18 protein-coding genes and 6 pseudogenes are annotated in these 25,221 nt (G+C 69.8%); 14 read left to right on the forward strand and 10 right to left on the reverse strand.

Annotated elements, in window-relative coordinates; translation table 11 throughout:
* The 5 genes and pseudogenes from AB0M11_RS31365 to AB0M11_RS31385 form a co-directional block, all read left to right on the forward strand.
* A pseudogene (locus tag AB0M11_RS31365) lies at positions 1-141 on the forward strand (DUF4440 domain-containing protein); the annotation flags it as partial.
* Positions 142-166: 25 nt separating this feature from the next.
* Positions 167-868, forward strand: a complete 702-nt coding sequence (locus AB0M11_RS31370; RefSeq protein WP_365711457.1) for an alpha/beta hydrolase — start codon at positions 167-169, stop codon at positions 866-868.
* A 357-nt stretch (positions 869-1,225) separates the two neighbouring features.
* Positions 1,226-1,768 (forward strand): MOSC domain-containing protein, encoded by a 543-nt coding sequence (locus AB0M11_RS31375; protein ID WP_365711507.1) that lies wholly within the window; start codon positions 1,226-1,228, stop codon positions 1,766-1,768.
* 440 nt (positions 1,769-2,208) lie between these two features.
* Positions 2,209-2,754, forward strand: coding sequence for a DUF6882 domain-containing protein (locus AB0M11_RS31380; RefSeq protein ID WP_365711459.1), 546 nt, complete (start codon positions 2,209-2,211; stop codon positions 2,752-2,754).
* An 82-nt stretch (positions 2,755-2,836) separates the two neighbouring features.
* A pseudogene (locus AB0M11_RS31385) lies at positions 2,837-3,948 on the forward strand (IS630 family transposase).
* Positions 3,949-3,965: 17 nt separating this feature from the next.
* Here AB0M11_RS31385 and AB0M11_RS31390 read toward each other — a convergent pair.
* Positions 3,966-4,583 carry a GNAT family protein gene (locus AB0M11_RS31390; RefSeq protein ID WP_365711461.1) on the reverse strand — a complete coding sequence of 206 codons (618 nt, stop codon included), beginning with the start codon at positions 4,581-4,583 and terminating at the stop codon, positions 3,966-3,968.
* A 630-nt stretch (positions 4,584-5,213) separates the two neighbouring features.
* On the opposite strand from AB0M11_RS31390, the gene AB0M11_RS31395 reads away from it, so the two are divergent.
* The 4 genes and pseudogenes from AB0M11_RS31395 to AB0M11_RS31410 all read left to right on the forward strand — a co-directional run.
* Positions 5,214-5,714 (forward strand): VOC family protein, encoded by a 501-nt coding sequence (locus tag AB0M11_RS31395; protein WP_365711463.1) that lies wholly within the window; start codon positions 5,214-5,216, stop codon positions 5,712-5,714.
* Between the two features lie 457 nt (positions 5,715-6,171).
* Positions 6,172-6,868: pseudogene (locus tag AB0M11_RS31400) on the forward strand (transposase family protein).
* 134 nt (positions 6,869-7,002) lie between these two features.
* Positions 7,003-8,018, forward strand: a pseudogene (locus tag AB0M11_RS31405) (IS701 family transposase); the annotation flags it as partial.
* Positions 8,018-8,350, forward strand: a pseudogene (locus AB0M11_RS31410) (transposase); the annotation flags it as partial. The pseudogenes AB0M11_RS31405 and AB0M11_RS31410, both read left to right, overlap by 1 nt.
* A gap of 28 nt (positions 8,351-8,378) precedes the next feature.
* Here AB0M11_RS31410 and AB0M11_RS31415 read toward each other — a convergent pair.
* Both AB0M11_RS31415 and AB0M11_RS31420 read right to left on the reverse strand, forming a co-directional pair.
* Entirely contained in the window at positions 8,379-8,951 is a 573-nt protein-coding gene (locus AB0M11_RS31415) for a chorismate mutase (RefSeq protein WP_365711465.1), read from the reverse strand.
* Between the two features lie 34 nt (positions 8,952-8,985).
* On the reverse strand, positions 8,986-9,135 hold the full coding sequence (locus AB0M11_RS31420; protein WP_365711511.1) for a hypothetical protein: 150 nt from the start codon (positions 9,133-9,135) through the stop codon (positions 8,986-8,988).
* Positions 9,136-9,489: 354 nt separating this feature from the next.
* On the opposite strand from AB0M11_RS31420, the pseudogene AB0M11_RS31425 reads away from it, so the two are divergent.
* Positions 9,490-10,299: pseudogene (locus AB0M11_RS31425) on the forward strand (IS701 family transposase).
* On the opposite strand, the gene AB0M11_RS31430 reads toward AB0M11_RS31425, so the two are convergent.
* The 5 genes from AB0M11_RS31430 to AB0M11_RS31450 all read right to left on the reverse strand — a co-directional run bounded on the left by AB0M11_RS31430 (position 10,221) and on the right by AB0M11_RS31450 (position 16,960).
* The gene (locus tag AB0M11_RS31430; RefSeq protein ID WP_365711467.1) at positions 10,221-10,718 is read right to left on the reverse strand and encodes an IS5 family transposase; all 498 of its coding nucleotides are present in this window, start codon (positions 10,716-10,718) and stop codon (positions 10,221-10,223) included. The pseudogene AB0M11_RS31425 and the gene AB0M11_RS31430 overlap by 79 nt on opposite strands.
* A 67-nt stretch (positions 10,719-10,785) precedes the next feature.
* A complete protein-coding gene (locus tag AB0M11_RS31435; RefSeq protein WP_365711469.1) occupies positions 10,786-14,775 on the reverse strand; it encodes an SGNH/GDSL hydrolase family protein in 3,990 nt (1,329 codons plus the stop codon).
* Between the two features lie 196 nt (positions 14,776-14,971).
* The gene (locus AB0M11_RS31440; RefSeq protein WP_365711471.1) at positions 14,972-15,409 is read right to left on the reverse strand and encodes a hypothetical protein; all 438 of its coding nucleotides are present in this window, start codon (positions 15,407-15,409) and stop codon (positions 14,972-14,974) included.
* Positions 15,410-15,425: 16 nt separating this feature from the next.
* Positions 15,426-15,941: a hypothetical protein gene (locus tag AB0M11_RS31445; RefSeq protein ID WP_365711473.1), complete on the reverse strand. Its 516-nt coding sequence runs from the start codon at positions 15,939-15,941 to the stop codon at positions 15,426-15,428.
* Between the two features lie 62 nt (positions 15,942-16,003).
* Entirely contained in the window at positions 16,004-16,960 is a 957-nt protein-coding gene (locus AB0M11_RS31450) for a hypothetical protein (protein ID WP_365711475.1), read from the reverse strand.
* Between the two features lie 727 nt (positions 16,961-17,687).
* Here AB0M11_RS31450 and AB0M11_RS31455 point away from each other — a divergent pair.
* Together AB0M11_RS31455 and AB0M11_RS31460 are read left to right on the forward strand one after the other, a co-directional pair.
* Positions 17,688-18,128 carry a hypothetical protein gene (locus AB0M11_RS31455; RefSeq protein WP_365711477.1) on the forward strand — a complete coding sequence of 147 codons (441 nt, stop codon included), beginning with the start codon at positions 17,688-17,690 and terminating at the stop codon, positions 18,126-18,128.
* A gap of 129 nt (positions 18,129-18,257) precedes the next feature.
* The gene (locus tag AB0M11_RS31460) at positions 18,258-18,464 is read left to right on the forward strand and encodes a hypothetical protein (protein WP_365711479.1); all 207 of its coding nucleotides are present in this window, start codon (positions 18,258-18,260) and stop codon (positions 18,462-18,464) included.
* Here the strand turns inward: AB0M11_RS31460 and AB0M11_RS31465 are convergent.
* Both AB0M11_RS31465 and AB0M11_RS31470 read right to left on the reverse strand, forming a co-directional pair.
* A complete protein-coding gene (locus AB0M11_RS31465; RefSeq protein WP_365711481.1) occupies positions 18,457-19,029 on the reverse strand; it encodes an RICIN domain-containing protein in 573 nt (190 codons plus the stop codon). The two genes, AB0M11_RS31460 and AB0M11_RS31465, sit on opposite strands and share 8 nt — an antisense overlap.
* A gap of 851 nt (positions 19,030-19,880) precedes the next feature.
* On the reverse strand, positions 19,881-20,369 hold the full coding sequence (locus AB0M11_RS31470) for a hypothetical protein (RefSeq protein ID WP_365711483.1): 489 nt from the start codon (positions 20,367-20,369) through the stop codon (positions 19,881-19,883).
* 236 nt (positions 20,370-20,605) lie between these two features.
* On the opposite strand from AB0M11_RS31470, the gene AB0M11_RS31475 reads away from it, so the two are divergent.
* Together AB0M11_RS31475 and AB0M11_RS31480 are read left to right on the forward strand one after the other, a co-directional pair.
* Positions 20,606-24,484: a helix-turn-helix domain-containing protein gene (locus AB0M11_RS31475; protein ID WP_365711485.1), complete on the forward strand. Its 3,879-nt coding sequence runs from the start codon at positions 20,606-20,608 to the stop codon at positions 24,482-24,484.
* 572 nt (positions 24,485-25,056) lie between these two features.
* On the forward strand, positions 25,057-25,206 hold the full coding sequence (locus AB0M11_RS31480; RefSeq protein ID WP_365711513.1) for a hypothetical protein: 150 nt from the start codon (positions 25,057-25,059) through the stop codon (positions 25,204-25,206).
* The last annotated feature ends 15 nt before the right edge of the window (positions 25,207-25,221 follow it).

Here is a 25,221-nt window from a genome sequence, read left to right on the forward strand (position 1 = left end):
CGTTACACCGCGACCAACAAGGCCACCGGCAAGCCGATCGACGTCCGCGTCGCGCACCACTTCGTCGTACGGGGCGGACTCATCGTCCGCTTCGAGCAGTTCGTGGACACCGCGCTCGTCCGCGACGCCATGACCGACTGACCCCCGCTACGTGAGGACAACTCAGATGAACCCCACTGTCGTTCTCGTGCACGGAGCGATGCACACCCCGTGGATCTTCGAACCCCTGTGTGAGAGGCTCAGCGCCCGCGGCATCGCCTCCCGAGCCGTCCAACTGCCCAGCAGCAGTCCCGACAGCGCGGCCGCCCAGGGGCTGGCCGAGGACGTCGAGGTTGTGCGCGCCGCTGTCGCGGCTGTCGACGGACCTGTGGTGCTCGCCGCGCACTCCTACGGCGGAGTTCCGGCGACCTGGGCCGCCGCAGAGTCGGACCAGGTCGCGGAGCTCGTCTACATCGCCGCCTTCGCCCTGGAAGCGGGCACCTCGATGATGGAGTGGATGGGCGGTGGCTTCCCGCCCACCTGGAAGCACTCGCCCGACGGCCTGGCCGTCAAGGCGGGAGACGCCGAGGAGGCCATCTTCAGCGGTGTCGACCCCGCCCTGACCGCCGAGGCCGTCAAACGCCTCAACTGGCAGGGCATGCGCGCCTTCACCGAGAAGCTGGGCGCCGCGCCGACCGACGTTCCCCTGACGTATGTCGTGGCCACCGAGGACCCGGCACTGCCGCCCGCCATACAGGAACAGTGGGCCGCGCGTGCCGCCCACAGTGTTCGTGTTCCCTCCGGGCACTCCCCGCACCTGTCCCATACCGACGAGGTCGCCGACGTTCTCGCCGACGCCGTCGCGCGGGCCTCCTCCAACTGGCCCTAGCGTCAGCACCGCCCGAGTGCCCTACCACGAAGCCGGCCGGTGCACACGGCACCGCTACGAACGCACCCCGCCCGACGAAGAGCTCATGGTCGCCTTCTTCGCCCTCATGGGGTGAGGCGACCGGCATGCCGCTCCCGACGGAGCCCCGTACACCTGCGGCACCGAGGTTTACGGGGCACCCGTCGGCCCCCAACTTCCCTGTACCGAGGGCCACATGCTGCCGCCGGGCGAGGTCGAAGTCGTCCTGGGACAAACCCTGCGCTGACGGCCTGTGCCGCCACTGATCGCAGGTGCTGCGCGCTGAGGCCGCGGGCTAGGCTCGTGGCGAATCATCCCTACCGAACAGGGGGCCGCGAGATGAGCGGGACGGTAACGGCAGTCAGCAGCAACAGCGAGTACTCGTTCACCAAGCCCAACCGGGCCAGCATCGTGTTGCTCGCCGGGCTCGGCGTGGAGGGGGACGTGCATGCCGGCGTCACGGTCAAGCACCGCTCGCGTGTCGCGCAGGACCCCACCCAGCCGAACCTGCGCCAGGTCCACCTCATTCACGAGGAGCTCTTCACCGAACTCGGCGAAGAGGGATTCGACGTGGCGCCCGGCGAACTCGGCGAGAACATCACCACGAGCGGCATCGACTTGCTGGGCCTGCCCGTCGGGACACTGTTGCGCATCGGCGGCGAGGCGATGGTGGAGGTCACCGGCCTGCGTAATCCCTGCCTGCAGATCGACAACTTCCAGGACGGGTTGCTGAAGAAGGTCGTCGGCCGTGACGAGGCCGGGAACGTCGTGCGTAAGGCCGGAATCATGAGCGTCGTCCAGGTGGGCGGCGTGGTGCGTCCCGGAGACACGATCACGGTGGAGCTTCCGGAGGAGCCGCATCGGCCCCTCACCCGGGTCTGACCTCCTTCGTGAGCAGGCCGTGACGTGTCGATGGCCGCGCGGGTTCCTCTGGTGTCGAACATCAACCTGGCCCGCGTAGTCATGACTCGACATGCCTTCTGCGGCATCTGGAGCCAGCATCTCGGAGAGTTGCTAGCAGAGCTCGCGCCGCGCTGGGAAGCACGCTGCGCGTCCGGACGCCAGGCCACGCCCGGTTCCTGGACGTGCTGCACCGCTCCCATGCATTCGTGGAAAGCCGGGTTCGCACCAACAAGGCGATGGGCCTGGGCAACCCGCCTTCGCAATCGCGTGAGGTCAACCGCGGCTTGATACTCGCCGCGGGAATCGCCGCCACTTTCCGGCCCGGTTGATCACGTAATTCTCCACCCTGTCGCTGCAGAGGCGACATTCGTGCGGGGGGCATCGTCCGCCGGTCGGGGGCATCTGGCAGACTCCGCAGCATGGGAATGTTCCAGCGGGCGATCAAGGGGGACAGTGCAGGTCAGGATGGGGAGCAAGCTGACCTGAGCGCGCTCCTGCTGCAGGGCGCAGACATGATCGAGCAGGTGGGTCGGGCCCACATGTCCTGGGGCTTGGGTTCGGCGGATCGCTGGGATCTGGACCAGCTGACTGGCATCATCACCTGGGCCTTCCCTGACAAGACCGCGACTGCGCCCGCGCAGATCCTGGGCAGCTTCGCCCCGAGGGCGGGCTCATGGATGTGGGCCTGGGCCAACCAGAGCCTCCTCCCCGGCATGAGCCGCGACTCCCGCAGTTTCTGCGATTGGGCGGAAGCCAACGGACATCCAGAGCTGGCCCAGCCCACGATCGACGCCGACGAACAGACTGCTTCGACGCTCGCAGCCCTGGCCTTCCGGGTCACCGGGGCGACCGGCTATTACAGAGGTCCAGGGCGTAACTCCTCCTACGTGATCATCACGTTCGGACCGGTCACCCTGACGAAGGCGGACGGCAGCGTCTCCACCTTCACCATCAATGCCAGCTAGTGCTCTGACCACATAGGTTCGCCGGGTGGGCGGTCGGGCGGTCGGATGTGCGGTGACGTCCCATCCGAGCACTGGAGGCGCGGTGACCGAGCCTGTCCGTGTGCGCAGGCTGACCGACCAGGAGGGGCAGAAGCTGCAGCAGATCGTGCGCCGGGGCAGCACCAGCTCGGTGCGCTACCGGCGCGCGATGATGCTGCTGGCCTCGGCCGGCGGAAACCGTGTGCCGGTGATCGCCCAGCTGGTGCAGGCCGACGAGGACACGGTCCGGGATGTGATCCACCGTTTCAATGAGATCGGCCTGGCCTGCTTGGACCCTCGGTGGGCGGGTGGCCGTCCCCGCCTGCTCAGCGATGAAGACGAGCCCTTCGTCATCCACACGGCCCGCCCGACCAAGCTCGGCCAGCCCTTCACCCGCTGGTCCATCCGCAAACTCACCGCCTACCTGCGCCGTGTCCACGGCCGGGTGATCCGCGTCGGCCGCGAAGCGTTACGGTGCCTGCTCGCCCGCCGCGGCATCACCTTCCAACGCACCAAGACCTGGAAGGAGTCGCCCGACCCCGAGCGAGACGCCAAGCTCGACCGCATCGAGCACGTGCTGGAGCGATTCCCCGACCGCGTTTTCGCCTTAGACAAGTTCGGACCGCTCGGCATCCGCCCCACCGCCGGGTCGTGCTGGGCCGAGCAGGGACACCCCGAGCGGCACCCCGCGACCTACCACCGCACCCATGGCGTCCGTTACTTCCACGGCTGCTACTCGGTCGGTGACGACACTCTGTGGGCGTCAACAGCAGGAAGAAGGGCGCTACGAACACGCTGGCCGCGCTCAGGTCAATCCGTGCGGCCAGCCCGGATGGCGCCCCGATCTATGTGATCTTGGACAACCTGTCCGCTCGCAAGGGCGATGTCATCCGGCGCTGGGCGATGGAGAACCGGGTCGAGCTGTGCTTCACGCCGACCTACGCGTCCTGGGCCAACCCGATCGAGTCCCACTTTGGTCCGCTGCGACAGTTCACCGTCGCCAACTCCAGCCACCGCAACCACACCGCCCAGACCCGAGCCCTGCACGCCTACTTGCGCTGGCGCAACGCCAACGCCCGCCACCCTGATGTGCTCGCGGCCCAACGACGCGAGCGTGCCCGCATGCGCAGTGAGAAGGGGACCCGCTGGGGCGGTAGACCAGCCCTCGTCGCGTGATCACCTGACGAGCGGCCCTATGCGTCAGCGCCGGGGCACCCGCGGTGCCGCCGCCACTCAGAAGCCAGGATCGCCATGTCGTGGTCGTCCACCCACCCGTCGCCATATCGCAGCACCTCGCGCCGGGTACCTTCCAGCACGAAGCCGACCTTCTCATAGGCGCGGCGGCCGCGCGGATTGTGGTCGAACACAGTGAGCGAGATCCGGTTCAGCCCGAGCTGTTCGAAGCCGTATCCGACGGTCAACCGCACCGCCTCGGAGCCCAGCCCACGATCACGGCCAGCCGCCGCAAGGGCGATCCTGAAGTTACAGCTGCGGTTGGCCGGACTCCATTCGTTGAGCACGACCTCGCCGACACAACGGCCGCTTGCCCGGTCGATGACGGCCAGGTCCAACCGGTCTGACTGATGACCCCGGCTGCCATACCACTCGTGCATCCGGATCTCGGCTTCCTCGTCCCACGGCGGCGCTGGCGTCGTCTGGGGGGTGCCAGCCGTGAAACGTGCGACCTCGGGGTCGGTGAGCCAGCCGCGGATCGCTGACGCGTCCCGCGTCAAGTCGAACGGGCGCAGCACCACCAGCTCACCGGTCAACTCGGGCTTGACGGAAAAGTCGGCACCCCGGTGATCATCCATGCCGCGATTCTGCACACGGCCCAAAGACCGGACAAGCGGATTTGGGCGGACCAAGGCGGAACGAGGATCAGCGCATGGGCGGCTCGCTTTGCTGTCCCCTGACCCGGCTCTAGGACCGGGCCTGGCGTTCAACCCGGCGATCCTATGCGGTCACAGCACTAGCCTGGGGTCGGCACCCTGGGCCTTTCCGGAGCACCGACGCCGGAGTGCCAGCCTTCCAACCAGGCAGCCGTTCCGTCCTTCCCGGGGCGATTCCTGGGGCGCTTGTTCGGGCGGTAGCTGGGGCCGTCGAGGCGCGCAGGTGGAGGCCGGCGAGGCAGCTGTCCAGCGGATCGGCGCCGATCCGCGGTCCGTCATGGACTGGACGACCCCGCGTGGCAGCCCCCGTCGGACGCGATAGGCCGGCGCCTTAACCTGTGGAACCCAAGGGGAGTCGCTTTCCGGTGACCCGACGTGTCGCTGTCACCGGCATCGGCGTGGTGGCACTCAAGAACGACGGCCCGGTGCGGACCCTTGGGAACCGGGTCGCGTTCCGTTCCGGCCAGCAGTTCGATCATTCCGATCGGTACTCTTCCTCATCTCGGTAAGGTCGATCAGGCATACGACAGCACCAAGAGGGATGGGAGCCCGATGTCCGTACGCCGGCTCAACCACGCTGTCCTGTTCGTCCGTGATATTGAATGTTCTGTCGCCTTCTACAGCCAGGTGTTCGGCTTCGCCGTCGCGCACGAGATGCCCGGCAGGGCCGCCTTCCTCAGGGCCCGGGGCAGCGACAACGACCACGACCTCGGCCTCTTCACGCTTGGCCCCGACGCACCAGGCCCGCAGCGCGATCGCGTCGGGCTGCACCATCTCGCCTGGGAGGTCGGCACACTTGGTGAACTCGCCGAGACGGCGGAGCTGCTCAAGGCGCGCCAGGCTCTCACCGGGAGCACCGACTACCTGGTGGCCAAGTCCCTGCATGGCGTGGACCCGGATGGCCACGAGTTCGAGGTGCTGTGGCGCGCCCCGCGCGCCGACTGGCCGACCTCGGAGGAGGACCAGAAACCGCTCCCGCTGGACCTCCGCTCGGCAATCGACCGATGGGGCCCCGATCTGAGCACGGGAGCGGCTGCCGGGTCGGCCACGTGAGAGCGCATCGGAGCCGGCAGCGCGAGACCGGTCGGCGGGCGGCTGGCATGCGCCCGTTCAGAGGACATGCTGACTGACTGCATGGGTCTCTCCTTCCTTCGCCCCAGCAGGCGCTGAGGCACCTTCGGACGGTGTTCGGGACGTCCATGCGGTCTCGTCGTCGATGCACGGCTTCGTGCGCCGGTTCTCGACGATCACCTCCCTGTCGGGGCAGCTAAGAGCTGTCCCGCACAGGCGTCCTGGAGACCCGACGAGTGGACCGGGCTGAGGACTCTGCCATGATCGCCTGTCGATGAGAGGGGCTGTGATGACCATTCACGAGCGGCCTGACCCGGTGCAGATCATCGCGAGAGTCGGGACGGGCTTCTCCGCGGAGTAGCCCGAGCGAGCGAACCAGGTGTGGATGCATCTCGCCGTGAAGGCGGGTTGGCATGTCAGCCGCGTTGACGAGGCTCCCATCACCTGGACGCCGGCGAGTGCGGTGATCTCAGCGTCGGAACCGTCCTGGATAACCCCGTTCACCGGGCTGAGTCCGCGAGCCTGCAGAAAGCTGCTCGCCCAACTGCTACACGCGGGGGCCGACGCGCCACGTCCTGGACGGCCGGGGTCGCTGCCGCTTGAGGACCGGCTGCTGCTCGTCGCCGCGTACTGGCGCACCAACCTGACTCTGCGACAACTCGCGCCACTGTTCGGAGTCTCCGAGCCGGCCGCGGATCGGATCGTCGACCACACAGGGCCGCTGCTGGCACTGCACCAGCGCCAGCGGTTCCGTCGCGGCACCGTGCTCATCGTAGACGGGACCCTGGTGCCGTCACGCGACCACCAGGTGGCGGAGCAATCGAAGAACTATCGCTACTCAACCAACCATCAGGTGGTCATCTACGCCGACTCTCGCCTGGTCGTCGCCGTCGGCCGGCCCGTTCCGGGCAACCGCAACGACGGCAAAGCCTGGTCCGAGTCGGGTGCCGCCGCAGCGGCGGGCAAGACAACCACCATCGCCGATGGCGGCTACCAGGGCACTGGACTGGTAATCCCGCCCCGCCAGCGGCGAACTGTGCGACTGGATCCTTCGCGACTGCCGCCTGAAGGGCGACGGCGTCCACACAGCGATGCTCGGCATCGCCCGTCTGCGCAACCTGCTCCAAGCCGCGTAACCGACCCAAGCCGCCTCGAACCGCGGCATCACCGACCCCTCAGAGATCAATTGCGGGCCAGCCCTCAGTAGGACTCCGTTAGGTCTTCCTTCAGTGCTGATCACGAGCATGTTGGGCCTGCGGACGCACATGAAGTGAACCGTGTACGGGCGACGTTGGCGTTGTATGCGGCTGATGTGTTCGAGTCGGTGCCGCGCAAAGATCAGCGGGCCAAGGGTGACTGTTGTCTGCGGGGACTGATGCTGGACGGCCGCCGCAAGTCAGTCCAGGCGATGGCCTCGCGATTACCGGACGGCAACGAGCAGAACCTGCAGCAGTTCGTGAACCGGTCCACCTGGGACCCGCTACCGGTGCAACGGCGCATCAACGAACGGATGCTTCCGCTCATCCGGCCGGCAGCGTGGGTGATCGACGACGTCTCGGTGCCCAAGGACGGCCGGATGTCGGCCGAGGTGGCCCCGCAGTACTGCGGGGCTCTGGGCAAAAGGGCGAACCGCCAGGTTGCAGTCAGTGTCCACGCCGCGACCGATGCCGCGGCCTGCCCGTTGCAATGGCGCCTGTGCCTGCCCCAGGGTGGGCATCGGACACCGCTCGCAGGGCGCCGGCCCGCATCCCGGCGGACGTTACTCACCGCGAGAAGCGGCGCCTGGTCCTGGACATGCTCGACACGCTCGCCGACTGGGGCATGAAGCCGCCGGTCGTGGTGGCCGACGCCGCCTACGGCACCAACGCTCACCTGCGGTCCGCGCTGTCCGAGCGCGGACTTTCCTACGTCCTGGCCATCCGCTCGGACGTGAGCGCTCACTCCTTCGAGACCGAGCCCGTCACCCCGGCCCGCAAGGGGCCCGTCGGCTGCCGGCCCCAACCCCGCCACCGGCAGAACACACCGTCGGTGGCAGCCCTGGCCGCCAGCCTCCGACAGGAGGCGTTCACCCCGCTCACCTGGCGGCACGGCTCGCGTGGAGAGTTACGCTCCCGCTTCGCCGCCGTGCGCGTACGCCCGGCCGGCAAAGCAGTCGAACGCCCCGTCAAGGCCGCAGCATCGGCCGAACAGGGCTGGTGGGACGGTGTCCTGCCTGACTGCTGGCTGCTTGTCGAATGGCCCGCCGTGGCCGAGGCGCCGACCGATTACTGGCTCTCCAACCTGCCCGCCGATGGCCGGACACCCTGTACGCCGACCGCGGATACGACCACGACAAGTACCGCAGGCAGGTCCGGGCCGTTGGAATCACCCCGGCAATTGCGCGGCGTGACACCGAACACGGATCGGGGCTGGGCGTGCACCGGTGGGTGGTTGAGCAGAGCTTCGCGCTGCTGCACTGGTTCCGCCGGTTACGCATTCGCTGGGAGATCCGCGACGACATCCACGAAGCTTTCCTCAGCCTGGCGGCCTGCTGCTCCGTTGCGGCTGGTCGCGCCCCAGCGGCGGAGCCGCAAATCGATACAGCCCCCGCCCCTCGCCAAGCTGCCGGTCCCCTCTGACAAGAAGGGACCGGTTGCGTTGGCTGGGTCAATCGCGGCAGATGTGGGGCAGGGCTCGGGCGAGGGCCTTGGTGTGCAGGAGGTTCGGGTGTTTTTCGTGGGTTACCTCTACGGCGGCCACGGTGAGTTCGGGGCGGCAGGTGAGGGCCGTGCGTTGGGGGGTGGTGTCGGCCAGGGCCTGGACCAGGGCCGTGTTGATGGCGTTGATGGTCTGGCGGACGGTGTTCAGGTCCGGCTTGGTGGTGGGGGCCTGGTCGGGGTGGGCGGTCCACTGGGCGTAGAGGCCGCGCTGGACGACCTTGTTGGCCTCGATCTGGTCGCGAAAGATCCGGCGGATCTCGTCGGGGTCGGCGCCGATCTGCTGCGCCTGCGCGGCGACGTTGTCGAGGACCTGTTGCTCACGCGCCGGGTCGTCGATGGGGCTGTCGGTGCCCCATTTGGCGGCGGCGACGAGGTCGGCGGTGGCGAGACGATCGGCGGCGAGGGAGACCACCGGCTGCAGGGAGGAGAGGTGTGCGGGTGCCGCCGTCGCGGTGCCCGGCAGGGCGAGCACTGCGGCGGCGGCGATCGCGGTGGTGCTGAGGGGGGTGGGGATGCGCATGGGCCCATGAAACCTCACCCCGGTGAACTTCTGATCAACTACTTGTGATGCTCTCGCTGTTGAGGGTGCAATTCAGGCCGCCGGACGACGATGTGATCTCGAAGCCGAGCTGCAGGTCGCCGATGGCCACGTTGTCGAACCAGCCCTTGGTGCCGTCGCGGGCGAGCCCATCGGCGCGTACCACTCCAGTTCATCCCTCCCCGAAAGCGACCGGGTCCGGCTCCCGTGGGGGCATGGCCAGGGAAATCCGCATCGAGATCGATGACGAGCAGTACGAGCAGCTGAAGCGCGAGGCGCACCAGCGGCACGAAGAGCCGGACGTGTACGCCGGACGAGTCCTGGCCGACGGCCTGAACAAGGCGCGATTCCTCCGGGGCTGCGCAGAGATCTGGGCTGGTCAGCGGCCTGGTGGCGTGGAGTGTAGCGGGGCGCCAGGCGGGCGGGACGGACGTCCCCACCGCGCCCCACGAACGAGTGCTCTGCCGCATATCCGTGAGCTGGTGCGAGCAGCCCCTCGACATGCATCAACGATGCGCCGGTGAATGTCTGGGATCAGGAACTCGAAGAACTGTTCCTGAGGACCGGGAGCCGCTTCAGCCGGATCGAGCCCCGCAGGCGGATGCGGGACTACGTACGCGGCCTGCTCGCTCCGGTCGGCCGCAAGAACGGGTCGCAGCTCGCCGAGTGGGCCGGCCACGCCACCCCGGACGGGCTGCAGTAACTGCTCTCCCGCAGCCGCTGGGACGCCGACCGTGTCCGCGACGACCTGCAGCAGTACGTGGCCGACCAACTCGGCCACGACGACGGCGTGTTGATCGTCGACGACACGGGCTTCATCAAGAAGGAGACCACCTCCGGCAGAGTGCAGCGCCCATACTCCGGCACCGCCGGACGCTCCGAAAATTGCCAAATCGGCGTGTTCGCCGTCTACGCCATCAGCCGGGGACACGCCCTCGTCGACCGGGACCTCTATCTGCCCAGCTCCTGGACCGACGACCGCGACCGCTGCCAGGCCGCCCGCATCCCAGACGACCGTACTTTCGCCACCAGGAACGCCCTCGCCCGCGACATGATCCGCCGGGCCCAGGCCTCCCCGCTGCGCTTCCGCTGGGTCACCGCGGACGCCGCACCTGATCCCGCGTCTGCGCAGGTAGGCGCGGTTCGCGCGGGAGGAGTACGCCTTGTCACCCTGCACTCGCAACGGGCGGCTCCCTGGCCGGCCCTGACCAGTCCTGGGTACCGTTCAGCACTGGCTCGAACTGCGGGCTGTCACCCCGCTGCCCGGCGGTCACCAGCAGCGATAGCGGTTTCTGGCCCTGCTCGCACGCCGGATGAATTTTCGTGGTGAAAACCGCCTCGCGACCTGCCCAGTCCGTGGTCGTCCGGCTCGATGACAACCCCGCCAGGTGGTTCCTTCGGGCCCGCACCGCCCCGGCGGGCACCGTCCGCGTGCTGGTGAGCCCGGCAGGTCATGGAGTCGACGTTGACCTTCCACGTGATCAGTCCGGCCGCGTCGGCTCTCGCCTGCAACAGCGTCAGCAGCCGGGCCCACACGCCCTGTCGCTGCCACCGCCTGAACAGTCCGTACACGGTCTGCCAGGGCCCGTATTCACACGGCAGGTCACGCCACGGAACCCCCGTCCGCACCCGCCATCGCACACCGTCCACCAGCCGCCGCCGACCCGGCGACCTGCGACTCACACCCGCCTCAGGCAGCAACGATTCCAGTACCGACCACTGCTCATCAGAAAGATCCCCACGTCCCACACCGTGATCATCACGCCACGGTGCTAGAGCCGGAACTCGACCTGAAACACGGCCTGACGGAGTCCTACTAGTAGCCGGCCGCGGCCAAGGCCGCGGTGAAGATCAGGGCATAGCGGTCGGTGCCTGTGTTGTTGGGGTGGAACGACTCCCGGCTGACGCAGATCCACTGGAGCGGGTTGGGCGATGCCGGGCAGGAGAAGTCGCCGCCGGCCGTCGCCGGTGCGGAGACGACCTGGTTGATCCCGCTGGTGGTCGGTCCGCACGCCCGGTATCCCGTGAAGTAGGCGGGACTCGTCTCCGCGGACCAGTAGCTCAGGCGGGAACCCACCGTGGCCTGGGCCGAAGCCACGGCCTTGGCTTCCATGGTGTCCATGTCCCTGGCCCAGGTGTCCAACTGGCTGGCGGCGTCGCTGGCGACCACGTTGCCGCCGCAGCTCACCCCTCCGCTGCCGAACAGCTGCGGATAGCCGAGAAGCACGATTCTGGCGTTCTTGGCTTTCCCCGCGATGTCCCGCAGCAGGGTGACCAGTGAGGCGCTGACGTTGTTGATGTTCGTCGTGACCGAGGAGTCGGACGGGCATCCCAGCAGCACGCACTGCTGGATCGTTTTGGCGAACTTGGCGTCGTTCCCGCCTATGGTGAGCGCGACCAGCGTCGTGCTGTCGTCGAGGTAGCCGGCATCGAGCTGCCGGACCTCGTGGAACTCTCCGTCCGCACCCCAGTTGGGGCCGCCGAGGGCAGGATCCACCTCCGAGGTCCAGGCACCTGAACACGCGGTGGACTGGAAGTCCAGGCTGCTGTTGAACGTGTCGGCGAGGGCCCCGACCGGACCGCTCCGTCCGGGCAGGGTGGTCTTGCGGAACCAGGAATTCTGGCTGCGGTGGCACGCGTTCCACGTCTCACCGGGTGAGCTGTCGGACGTTTGGTCGGCGTAGGGGCCGTTGTCGGTGCCGGGCAGGTAGGGTTCGGCGCCCTCACCCGAGGTGTACGAGTCGCCCATCTGGACCACGACGTCCCGGGGCTTCGCCGGGAGGGGCTGGAACGCGACCGTGTCCCACGCGATGTCGCTCGAACCGTCGCCGTCCGGGGTGGCGTTGGTCAGGCTGACGCTCTCGCTGCCGATGCCCGAGGAGTCGAACGAGAAGACGCCGAGTTCGACCCACTGGTTGTAGGCGCGGTGCGCGTTCACGTACCGGGTCTCCGAGCCGCCATCGCCGGTGCGGATGATGAACGGCGCCTGCTGGGTCATCGAGCCGAGGTCCGGGATGTGGACGTACACCTTCGCCCAGCCGTCGATGGCGGGCGGGGTCCAGGTGCCGACCACGGTGTCGGCCGTGTCGGTGGCCGGATGGGTGTGGGCGAACCAGGTATGCCCGCCGAATCCCACGCCGAGCTGATGGAAGTCGATCTTCCCCGGATAGGTGATCGGGTCGGTGCAGGACGCGTTGCAGCTGTTCGAGGCGTTGAACCGGAAGCCGAACGTGCCCTGGTCGGTCCAGGTCCGGGAGCACGAGGCGACGCTGGGGACGCTGGTCGACCGGACGACGATCGATCCCGTGGGTGGCACGGCGCCGTACGAGTCGGAGGACGGCGATCCACTGGTGGTGCCCAGGGCCCGGCAGTCCGGCGGGTCGAGATCCGTGCCGGTCGGCACGGCGCTGGCGCTGGTGTAGGTGAGCTTGGTGGTGCCGCAGTACGTGGCGCAGGCCGTCCAGCTCCTGGGCAGGTGCCACCAGCAATGCAGATCGGCGTTGGTGCAGAGGCCGGCGCTGTCGGCCGTGCCGTTGGCGTCGGCCGCCGCGTTCGGCAGGCACAGGTCGTCACTGGTGCAGAACGCCGTGAACGGCGGCAGTACGGGACCGGGGCCGCCGCCGGCGACGGTGGGTGTCGCGTACGCCGGTCCCCACTTGCTGCCGACGAAGCTGTAGCGCGGGACGGGCGAGTAGGCCCACCCCATCACCAGCTCCTGGTAAGGCCAGTGGTTCGGAACCTTCGTGTCGGCGGCCGAGTTGGTGAACGTGCCCCGGTCGGCCGGGAATCTCGGGTTGGCGGGATTGTTCGCCCAGCCCAGACCCCAGTTCCCCGCCCCGTCGGTGCAGGTCGGACCCGGGGTGCACCCGGTGGTGTTGCCCAGTGAGGCGCCGGGCTGCACTCCGGAGTTGTACGCCCAGACGGCAAAGTACCAGTTCTCGATGTACTGCGATCCGCCGTCGTTGGCGACGATTCCGGCCGTCTTCAACTGGTTCCACTTGTCGATCAGGAGGTTGAGGCTCGCGGCGATGTTGGACGCGTAGTCCGTGGCGATCGCCTGCTGCTGCTGGGCGGTCGTGTAACTGCTGCTGCCGTCCGCCACCCTGGTCCCGGCCGGCGTGGACATCTGCAAGCCGGTCGTGACCTGGCCGACGCCGTAGCCACAGTCCGCCGTCGACCAGTCGTAGCCGTTCCCGTAGAACCCGCCCTGGTTCACGTTGCCGGTTATCGCGTCCGGCGCGTGTGGGCTGGCCTGGAGGGTGTTGGACTCCTGGGCGAGGATCCCCAGCAGCACCTGGGCCGGCACCTGGCCGCCGCCGGAGATGGGTTGCAGCGGGAACATGCCCTGGGGAGTCCAGGACACGTCCATTCCGGAGCCCTCCCAGTTCACGCCCCTGGCACGGGTCAACTGGCCCTGGACGGCGAGGTCGGCGGCCCACTCCACCTGCTGGGCGGTCGCCTGGTAGGTCTGGATGTCCGGGTCGTTCCGGGCCACCGCGCAGGCCCGGTCGGGGTCGTAGGTCTCCGTCGCCGCGTCGGTGCCGGTGGCGCGGGAGCGGGGCACGGCCCGGCTCGCGGAACCCGAACGGGCGAGTGCCGGGGACGGGCGCGCGCCACCGCTGTCGGTGGCGGCCTGCGGCAGGAGCTCCATGGACACCCGTACGCCGCTAGAGGTCGCCTTCGCCTGAATGCTCACCGGAAGCGGGCCGTCGTCGCTCTTCACCTTCTGGGGCGAAGTCCCGGCGCCGGTGAGCCGGGCCGTCGCGTTGTCAGTGTTGCTCGTCCCGGTGACCGCCAGGGCGCCGGACGCGGAGGGCTGCGACTCGGCCGGCGCATTCAGGGTCTTCCAGCCCTTGGACGACAGGTGGTCGACGCCGAGCCTGGCGGCGTCCGGGCCGACCAGGAAGACGTGTCCGCCGGAGCCCTTGAGCTGGACCGCACCGAGCCTGGCGGTTGCGACCGTCGTGGCCCGGTCCCCGGCCAGGCGCCGGACCTGGACCTGCCCGGCCGCCGTGGGGACCTGGTAGGCAAGGCCGCCCGATGCGTCGACCGCCAGCCGGAACGGGATCCCGGATTCGTACGAAAGGGTGCGCCGGCCGCCGTCCTTGTCCACCGAGACCAGTTGGTTCCCGTGCGCGGCGGCGACGGCTCCCCCGTAGGGCAGGGGCGAGGTGAGTTGTCCGTCGACGGTGCTGCGCTGGGCGACGTGGCCGGTCGCGGCATCGACCACGCGCAGGGTGGTCCGCGCGCCACCGGTCGCGGCGTCCGTCACCACGGAGGACAGGACCGCGGACTCGCCGTTGCCGCAGCCCGGATCGTAGTAGGCGAGGGTGGCGAGAAACGGGAGCTTGCGGACGGTTCCCGACGAGAGGTCGACGATCGCGGCGAAGGCCCCTTCGTCGAACCGTGACGAGCGGGTGGCGAATCGCCGTGGCGCGTATACGACGAACGCGTACCGGCCGGACGCGGTCGCGCACGTCTGCCCGATCCATTGGTCCGTGTCGAATCCCGGCTCCGACAGGGAGGCCGCCGTACGCCAGGAATAGGCTTTCGAGGCGTCCGCGACCAGGACGTGGAAGCCGCTCGCGTCACCGATGGCGGTGACGGCACGGTCGGACGAGGTCCGCCAGCCGGGGCCGAGGGTGGTGTCAGGCGAGGAGACTGCGTTGCGTGCCGGTGCCGGTGCCGGTGCCGGTGCCGCGGCAGCGGTCGGCCCGCCGCGGGCGGGTGCCGTGGCCGGTGAGGCGGTCCGGGCCGTGGCGAAGGTGGTGCCCGCGTTGAGCGTGGCGGCCAGGCCGATCGTCATCGCGATCACCAGTGCTCGGGAACCACCCGGCGCGGCCCTTCGGGGTTTGGAGCGTCCTGGTCGATGCATGTGTCCCCCTGTGTCGGTCTCGTTCGCAGTGAAGCCGCCGGCCCCCGGTGAGGTGACGTGGTCAGCGCGGGGGGCCGGCGGCTGTTGGGTCCGGCGGTGGGTCGGTTCGTCCGGCGAGAACCGGGTCCTACCAGGCGGAAACGGAAGCGTCCTGGTTGTACAGGCCGTTGCCGAGCTGGTACGGCGTGTCCCCGTTGAGGATCGTGTAGTGGCTCCCGCCGTAGCCGGAGTTGAACCAGACCGCGACGGTGTGCCCGCCGAAGTCACCGTTGTACACCGTCGCAGTGTTGTTCTTGACGGTCTGTCCGTCGCCGTCGCACGCGGAGGCGTCATGGTTGACGTTGCAGTTCGAGAAGTACGAGGACTTCAGGTCGGGAATGCCCTGCCAGCCGATCGCCGGGCTCCACAGCATGGTGGCGCCCTCGCCACCCGAGTGGTAGTAGAAGCAGACGTAGGAGCACGGACCGGCCGGCGCTCCCGTCGCCGAGGCGGGGTCGGCGAACGCCACACAGGAAACGAGCGCGGCCGCTGTCGACGCGAGTACCGCTGCCTTCTTCGAAATCATTCCTTCCGCCTTCTCGTCAGTACTGCCAGGACAGCGAGGCGTCCTGGTTGTAGAGGCCGTTTCCGAGTCGGTACGGGGCGTCCCCGGGCAGCAGTTGATAGACGCTGCCACCGTAATTCGAGTTGTACCAGATGTTCGTTTTCACGGCCGCTGTCGTATAGGTGTTGGAGGCCGTCGCGGCGTGGTTCTTCACGCTCAGGCCCTGTCCCGCCCCGGAGGCCTCGAACGTATAGGGCAGCAGATTGGGGACGTCGCTGGTCCCCGTTCCCGTGGAGCCGTCCACTCCACCATGGAAGAAGAACGCGGTATTCGACCCCCGCTGGCCGGAGTTGTACCAGAGGCAGGTGACCGAGTCGTAGCCGGTGCCCGCCGCGTTGAAGCACGCCGAGGTCGGAACCGCCTGGGCGGGCGCGGCGGCGAAGAAGACAGCACCCGTCGCTGCGACAGCGGCTGCGGCGCCGATGAATTCGATTCTCTTCCTCATCTGACTCATCTGACTCATCTGGCCACTCTCCTTTTCATCGGTCTTCATTGGTCTTCAATGGTCTTCATCGGTCCGCGCCGGAATGCGGGCGCAACGGCTCGCCGGAGCGGTTATTGCGACGACCCGAGGAGGGTCGCCGCGGTCTTCAGCTCCTGCTGCATGGCGGCTCGCGCCTGACGCAGTGGGCCGGCGTTCAGCTCGATCGCCGCCCTCTGGTAGGCGGACTCGACGGAGGACCAGATGCCGACCAGGTTGGTCCGCCGCTTGCAGGCAACGTCCGCCTGCGCGGTCGCCACCTCCGCGCGCGTCGGCTCGGCGGATGCCGCCCACCGGCGGTCGTTGGTCGCCGCGTTGGGGTCCTTGTAGTCGTAGCCCCCGGCCCGCATGCAGGCCGACCAGGAGGCGAAAGCCTTCAGCACCCGGGGGTCCGACTGCGACCTGGTGAAACTGTCGGCCTGGACGCTCTCGGCGATGTCGGGGTTGCCGTACCGCCCGTTGCGCCCGCCGAGTTCGGCGGTGGCCTCCGCGTTGCAGCCGCCTTCGGGCACGCTCCGGCCGTTGACCGGCCCGGTGGTCCTGCCCGAGAGGACCGCCGCCATCTCGGGTGTCAGCTTGGGCGGAGCCTGGGTGGGTGCGGCGCCCGCCTGCTGACGCCTGATCTCCACGGTCATGAAGTGGTAGCCGTACCGGGCCTGGTCCGGCGTCATCACGCCGTACCGCGATTCGTTCGCCGGCAGCTGCCCGGCCGAGGCCGAGGCGGAGGCGGAGGCGGTCGCGACGCCGTAGCGGAAGCCGTAGCGCTTCATGCACGCGGAGACCAGCTTGGTGTGGGCGGCGACCAGTTGTGACGACTGGGCGTCGCTGAAGAGGTACGGCGCGATGGGCAGGGCGATGTCCGACGGCCGGGATGGAGTGGCGGTCGCCGTGACCGGCACCGGCGTGACCGCCGGCTTCCCGTTCCCGGCCGCCGCCGGATGGCCGCCGCCGGCACTCGCGCAGCCGGTCACCGCGGCCGCCACGAACAATGCGGCCACGGCAGTTCCCACCCAGTCGCGTCGCTTGATCATCGAACTCCTTGTTCCGTCGGCCGACCCGTCTCGCGGGTCCCCGTGCACGGCCACAGGCCGAACGTTTCGTCGGGCCGAAATCGCCACGGCGACGCTACGGACACGGGTCCGCCGACCGTCCTTGATCCGTCCTAATGCGAGGTCAGCGGCAGGGAGCGGCATCGACCGCGAAGTGGTGACAGCGACGTGGGATCCTGCTCCTGCCCGCGCGTTCCCGACCCTGGCGCATGCCCGGACCGTTCGGCCCGCCCTGGAACACACCGGTGAGCACCCCGGTATCCCGCCCCTGCCGTAACCGGCCGTAAAACGGTGGACCAGTGCCCGAATCGCTCGCGCAACCCCCGTCAGCCGCACCGTTCTTCGCGACCCGCGGGGGGCCGGTCGCGCCGGGCCGGGGCGACGGTGCGCCGCCACGGCCCAGGACGGATCCAGGACGACCGACGGACCCGTGTCCATAGCGTTGTCGCGGGCTGGGAACCACCAAAGGGAGTTCGATGAGGAAGGTTGGGACAGCAACGTCATGGGGCTGACCGACCCGCTGACCAACCCGCACCCACACGCTGCGCTCCGTGTCCGGCTTCAGCCGCACAGGCACTCATGCGGGAAACGAGACCCCACCAAAACTCCCCAGTAGTGGCGTTCCTCCACACGGGGCGTCGACACCGCGACGCATCCGGGACATAACAATCTCCGCCACATCAGCGGAGGCTGACGGGAAGGATTGCATGTGAACACCGTGAAGCGTCTGGTGACCACCGCCACCGCCCTCGGACTGGCTGCGGCGGGCCTGGCGGGCCTCGGCGCCGGCTCTGCGCACGCCGACTCGGCCCGCGCCGTGATCGCACCCAGCGTCGCCCTGGATCCCGAACCCGGGGACTATATCGGTGACGACCTGCGCACGTCGCACGGCGTCGGCGTCTACGCCTCCCCTGACGCGTCTTCCCTGAAGTACATCACCCTGTGGGCACCCGACACGGTCAACGTCGGCTGCTGGGTCGCCGGCGGCCAGGTCTACAACGACGGCGACGTCTGGTACAAGATCAACGCCTGGTCGACCCAGACCCAACAGGACTGGACTCCCATAAACGGCTGGGTCTTCGCCCCCTACGTGGACGGCGCGGACTATTTCCACAGGAACGTGGTCGGGAACTGCAACGACTACTCCTGACGTGGTCCGCGGTGGTGCCTGCTTCCCGAAGGGCCATGGGCAGCAGGCGCCACGGTATCCCCAGGTGTGCCGAGGCCCATGGCAATGGCCTTCTGAGTGTCCCGCCGGCGGCCGTGAGACATTCCCGGGGTGTGTCCTTCTTCCGTCTCCGGCCTGATCGTCCGCGCCGGCAGCCCGGCCACCGGCGCCCTCCTCGGCCTCGGTCTCCCGTCCGCCGTGCCCTGGCTGGTGCTGGCAGCCTTGCCCGCCCTGGCGGTGTTCCTGCTGCCCCGCCCGCCGCACCGCGTCGCGTCCGAGGACACGGCACGGCGACGGGGCAGCGGCGGACTCAGCTGACGATCCACACCTGGGCCTCTGCCGGGTGGGCGTCGTCGCAGTTCCACTGCATGAGCTGACTGCCGGCGCCGCCCACCGTGTCGAGGCACATGGTGGTGCCGACGTGGGTGAACTTCACACCGGCCGCCTGGTTGACGATCACGGCCGTTTCCGTCCACTGCTCCGACGCCAGCCCGTCGCAGAAGTATTCGTCAACGGTTTCTCCCGGGATACTGGTGCCGTTGTTGACTTCCGCGCAGTACCCGCTCGCCTGGTTCACCAGGTAGTAGGTATTCGACGCGCCGGTCGACACGAACGCCCAATTCTGGGTGCTGGAACCGTTGCAGACGGCCAGCTGAAGTCTGACGTTGAGTACCCCGCGCGGCGCGTCGACGCATTGCCCGTATGCCAGGTTCTTGATCGTGTGGTAACTGCTCGCGGCCGCGGCGGCCGTGATGCGGGCCGAGGCGACCGCAGTGGAGTCCGCGGCCGACGTGGCGGCACTTGCCCCGGTCGCCAGGGCCATCATGCCGGCACTGGCCAGGAACGCCCCCGCCAGAACAGACGTCTTGCGTCGGATCCTCATCGTTGCGACCTCCAGGTCATTTTGGTCGGAGAACTCCAGCAGCCCGCCCCGAATCAGGGATCCGGCGGAGCGGAGGCATACGGGCCGCCCTCGAAACCAATTCCAGGTCCGAGTCGGACGGCCCGTCCGGGGCATATCAACTGTCGAGCTGATATCGCCCTGCTCAGGGAGAGCGTGCCTTGACTGAAGCCCCGCGTCGCCCGCTGTTCCGCCCAGTGGACCGGATTCGACGCAGCCGCGGGACGGCCATACACATCACGCGGGTGCGCGATCACGGCCTCGCGGGGCCGGTGCGACTGCTCACTCAAGAGGAGCTGGGGTACCGGCGGAGAAGGGCGGGACGTCGGCGATCACCGGCGTCGGTGCCGAGTCCGACACCTTTGGCGTGCGGCGGCGTGGGTCTGTCGAGGGTGCGGGCGACCCGTGCCTACGTCGGCGCCGCGAGACGACGGCGGCCGCACCTGGCACCTCGGCTTAGTGGCCGCCACTTTCGACGGCGTGACCGACACCAACGAGACGACTGCGGCCCAACTCGGCGACGGCAGCTGTAGTTCGATGCCCCCTGCCAGTACGGCGGGGCGCCCGGCAACCGGCTGGACGCCCACGTGCGCGACGGTGGCCGAACCCTCGACCGGCCCTACGCCGTCCAGGCCGCACTGGACGACGTACCGGTGGTCGAGGGTTCGGTCCTCCAGCGCCGAGGCACGGGCGTTCCCCTGTTGTTCCTCGCACCGTCCGTGCCCACGGCCCGCCGCGCCAGGGCCCGGTGGGCGTCCTCTACGAGACCGGCGGCACCCGCCCTACGACAGGATCGAGTGCCGCCGGCTCACGTCCTGGCGGACCGGGCGTTCCTACTCGTGGTAGTCGTACGCCTTCGCCCAGATGGAGTGCTTCGGGCCGGACAGCTGCAGGCGCATGTAGTACGCGTTGCCCGGGGCGGCGTTGTAGAGGTCCAGGCGCCGCTGGGCGGCGTCGTGGCAGTAGTCCCAGCCGCTGGTCGCCATGACCTTCTTGTCCTTGGTCCGAACGATGGCCGCCCTCAGCTTCGCGCCGTCGTGACCCCAGCAGCCGAAGTTCACGGCCAGGTGGCGCCGGTCCGGGATGAAGTCACTCGTGGGCCAGTAGTGGGTGGCCGAGTGGGTCTTCGGCCCCCAGATCAGGTGCCAGCCCGCCCGCTGCGGGGTGGCGGGGGAGGCCGAGCTCACGGTGGCCGCGGCGGCGTGCGCTGCGGGCCGCGCCGGCTGAGCGTCGGCGGGGGTGGCGCCGGCGGCCAGGCCGGCGCCCATGAGAAGGGCGGCTACAGCGAGCGTCGCCCGGTTGCGTGCGGTTGTGGATGACATACGTGTCCTTCTGGTCGCGGCGCCTGCCCTCGGCGGGGCGGACGCACCAAACGGTGGCGCTCGAAGGAACAGGCCTGTTCAGAGGGCCTGTCCGGCTCGAACACCACCGAGTTTTCGCGGTCCGCAGGTTGTTGCGCAGGCCCCCTCCGCCGCATGAAACAAAAACGGATCGCCCCGCGGGGCTGCGGCTCCAACGGCCGATTACCGTGTTGTGCGCAGGTCCGGCGTTTGCTTGGGTGGCCGAACAGGCGCAGTGCACGATGGGGGAGCTGATGGGGCGCCAGGAGACGCCGCTCGATCCGGGCCGGGGTCCGGTGGAGCGCTTCGCCTTCGAGCTGCGCAAGCTGCGCCAGGAGGCCGGTGGCGTCACCTACCGGACCATGGCCCGCGGCTGCGGCTACTCGGTCTCGACCCTGTCCCGCGCAGCCGCCGGTGAACAGCTGCCCTCGCTGCCGGTTGTCCTCGCCTACGTGGTCGCGTGCGGCGGCGACACCGACGAGTGGGAGCGGCGCTGGCAGGCCGCAGTCGAAGAGATCGCCCGCACGGCCGCCGACGAGGACGGCACCGACGCGCCCTACCAGGGACTCGCCCGGTTCGAACCGTCCGACAGCGCACGCTTCTTCGGCCGGGAGAGGCTGGTCGCCGAGGTGCTGGACCTGATGCGGGATCGCCGGCTGGGCGCCGTGTTCGGTCCCTCCGGCAGCGGCAAGTCCTCCCTGCTGCGCGCCGGGCTCATCCCCGCCCTGCGTGAGGAGCCCGACCCCCGGCTGCGCCCGGCCGCCGTCCGCATCCTCACCCCGGGCCCGCAACCGGCCCGCACCCACGCCAGGGCGTTCACGGCCGCCGCCGCCCCGGGTGACACGGTCGTCGTGGTCGACCAGTTCGAGGAGATCTTCACGCTCTGTGCCGACCCCGTCGAACGGACGGCGTTCATCGACCTGGTGCTGACCGCGCGGGACCCCGGGTCGGGGATCCGCGTGGTGCTCGCCGTACGGGCCGACTTCTACGGCCGCTGCGCCGACCACGACGGCCTCGCCCGCGCCCTTGGCACGGCCGGCCTGCTGGTCGGCCCGATGAGCCCCGAGGAACTGCGCGCGGCGATCGTCAGACCAGCGACGGCGAGCGGCCTCATCGTCGAACAGGCCCTGACCGCCCGGATCGTCGAGGAGGTCGCCGGTGAATCCGGTGGACTGCCGCTGATGTCCCACGCGCTGCTGGAGACCTGGCGCCGCCGCAAGGGCCGTACCCTGACGACGGCCGCCTACGACGCCAGCGGCGGCCTGCACGGAGCCGTCACCCGCACCGCCGAGGACGTCCTCGGCGGCCTCACCGGCGATCAGGCGGACACCGCGCGCCGCATCCTGCTGCGACTGATCACCCCCGGCGACGGCGCTCCGGACACCCGTCGGCCCGTCGCCCGAGCCGAACTGGCCGCCGACGGGCACGGAGCGGGCGCCGCCGTCCTGGAACGCCTCGTCCGGGCCCGGCTGCTCACCCTCGACGAGGGCACCGTCGACCTCGCCCACGAGGCCCTCATCAGCGGCTGGCCCCGGCTGCGCGCCTGGGTCGACGCCGACCGCGAGCAGCTGCGCACCCACCGTCGGCTCACCGAGGCCGCAGCCGCATGGGAGGCGCTGGACCGGGACCCGGGCGCGCTGTACCGGGGCACCCGGCTGGCCGCCGCCGAGGAGGCGTTCGCCGACCCCGGCCGGCGCCGAGCGCTGAACGCCGCCGAGGCGGAGTTCCTCACCGCGAGCCTCGACGCGCGGGCCCGCGAACGCAGAGCCGCCGCCCGCACCACCCGGCGCCTGCGCGCGCTCGTCGCCGCGCTGACCGCACTGCTCCTCGTCGCCCTCGCGGCCGCTGGCATGGCCGTGAAACAGCGGGCGGCGGCGAACAGCGAGCGGACCACGGCGGTAGCCCGGCAGATCACTGCGGAGGCGGACCGGTTACGGGGGACCGAGGTGCCCGCCCAGACCCAGGACGTGACGCTGGCGGCGCTGCTGGATATCACGTCGTACCGGATGCGCGGGAGCGCGCGGGCGTACACGAGCCTGGTGCAGGCGGCGAATTCGGCGCTGTTCAGGGACGTGCCGGAGCAGGGCCGCGTGAGCACCGGAGTGGTCTACGGGCCCGGGGGCGGCCGGCGGCTGGCGTATGACAGGCGGCAGCGCGTCATGGCCGTCGTCGGCGAGGACGGGAACGTGCGGCTGTGGGACACCACCCGCTTCACACACCCACGGCGCGTGGGCCGGACCCTGCCAGGCAGCGTGGTCGGCATGACTCCCGACGGGCGGGTGCTGGCCGCAGGGGGCCCCGGCATCGGCGTACGGCTGTGGGACGTCTCCGATCCTGCGCACCCCGCGCCGCTCGGCTCCGTTCCGGCGCCCGACGACGGTTTCGACGTGACGTCACTGGCGTTCGGGAACGACGGTCACCTGCTCGCGGTCAGTACAGGCAGCATCGCCCTGTGGGACGTCGCCGATCCCCGGAAGCCGGACCGGCTGGCCCGGTCCCTGCCCGGGGACCTGTCCGCGTTCAGCCCCGACCGCAAGGTTCTGGCCACCGCCGACACCCAAGGAGACACGGTCCGTCTGTGGGACACCTCGCACCGGGGGAGCCCGCCCGCCCTCGGGGTGCTGCACACCCGCACGGACAACGAGACCATCCTTTCCTTCAGCCCCGATGGGCGCTATCTCGCCACGAACGGGGCGGGGACCGGCCAGGTGCCGCTGTGGGACGTCCACAGGCCGGACCGGCCCACCGCCTCCGGCTTCGTGCTCGGCACTTCCGACGCCACCGAGGCCCAGGCGGTGGCCTACAGCCCCGACGGCCGGATCGTCGCGGTCAGCGGGGACAACGGCGTCCAGCTGTGGAACATCGACGCCTTCGAGCTGCCCACGCGACTGGGACAGGCGCTGGGGCAGCGCTCGTCAGCGGGCATCACACCGGTGTTCGCCCCCGACGGGCGCAGCCTGATCACCGAGGACGGGGTGCTGCGGATCTGGAGCCTGCCGCCGGGGGTGCTGCTCGGCTGCGGCACAGGGACCACCGGATTCTCTCCGAACGCGCGGACCATGGCGACGGCCTGCGCCGAGGGCGGGCCGGTGCGGCTGTGGGACATCACCGATCCCGGCGGCCCGCGGCCGCTGCCCGTCACGCTTCCCGGCACCGCCGGGCAGTTCGCCCCGCACGGGCACCTGCTCGCCGTCACCACGCCCGACGGCGGGATACGGATCTACGACGCGACCGACCCGGCAAGGCCCCGCGCGCTCGGCAAGCTCGCCGCCGCCCGCGACCACAGCACGGTCCTCGTGGCCTTTGCCCCGGAGGGACGCGGCCTGGTCACCTACGAGGAGACGAGCAACCGCGCCCAGGCCATCGGGGCGGGCATCGGGAACGGCGACGGCCGCATGCCCGGCTTCGGGACCCTGGACGACGGGATACGCATCCGTACCTGGGACCTGGGCGACCCCCGGCACCCCCGGGAGACGGGCCGGTCCGTCGTACTGGAGAGGAACGCCGGAGCCGGTGCGGTCGCCCGCGCGCCGGACGGTCGCGGGCTCGCGGTCGTGGACGAGGACCGGCGCATCCTGTTGTGGGACACGAGCGATGCGGGGCACCCGCGCCACCGCGGCCGCTCCTTCGTCGGCGACGTGCCGGCCTTCGCCCCGCACGGCCACACGCTGGCCATCGGCAGTGTGGACGGCACCGTACGCCTCTGGAACACCGCCGACCCGGCCCACCCCATCGCGCTGGGCGCCGCGCTCGACGCCGGCGGCTCCGTCACCGGCCTGGCGTTCGACCCCTCGGGGACCCGGCTGGCGGTGGGCACCGGCGATGGGCTGATCAAGCTGTACGACGTGACCGACCCGGCACATGCCACGGCGGTCGGTGATCCGCTCGTGGGGCACACCGCCGAGACGGACAGCCTGGTCTTCGCCCCCGGCGGCCGGGCCCTCACGAGCAGCGGCCTGGACGGCACCACCCGGCTGTGGACGCTGGATCCCGAGCGGAACATCCGTCGCATCTGCGCGGTCACCGCGGTCACTCTCACCCGTGCCCAGTGGCGCCGCCACGTCGGAGACCTGCCCTACCGCAGTCCCTGCCCCTGACGGCCGCCTACAGCAGCCCCGCGGCCGCGAGGAGCCTGGCGACCCGCTCGGCCTCCGGAGTCGAGACCGTCGTGGTCCCCGAGCCCAGCGCGGACCGGCGCACCGTCCTGACGACCCTCGGCGCTCAGCATGTCGTCGCCCTGATGTCCGGCAGCCTGGTCGGCCCGCCGTCGACGAGGCCATGGAGTACGGGCTGTACCGCACCGCCGGCGGCTGGGTCGAGACCATGGGTTGTCAGGGCGTCGAGTCGGCCGTGCAGACCTTGAGTGCGGTCATAGGCATGAAGGTCGCGAGCGAGACGCCATGAAGCGGCGGGCGAAAGCTCGTCGAGAGAGGGGTGAGCCGGTGGTCACCGGGCTGCTCGATCGCACCGCCGGCGACGGGGTGGGCCAGTAGAGCAGACACTCGCCGTGGCGGCTGCGGCGGCCGAGGGCTCCATGGTGCAGTCAAGGGCTCGCAGAGAGCCGAGGTGTTGCCTCGCTTGACTCGGCCCGTTGTTGTGCTGGACGCCGGCGAGGACCCCCTGGGCCGGGTACGCAGGACCGGTGGTGGTCGGAAGAAGGCCGCGAACCTTGATCCGGGACTGCGGCCCGCGCTGCCGGCACTGGTGGAGCCGGCAGGCCGGCGCCAAGACCATCGAAGGCAAGCAGCACCCCGACCGGGACCCGCATCTCGTACCGGCCCTGATGAGCGCTGACCGGGCGGTGCGCACGTACAGGTGACGATAAATCACCTAC

It is taken from the genome of Streptomyces sp. NPDC051987 (assembly GCF_040680735.1).
Classification (GTDB): Bacteria; Actinomycetota; Actinomycetes; order Streptomycetales; family Streptomycetaceae; genus Streptomyces.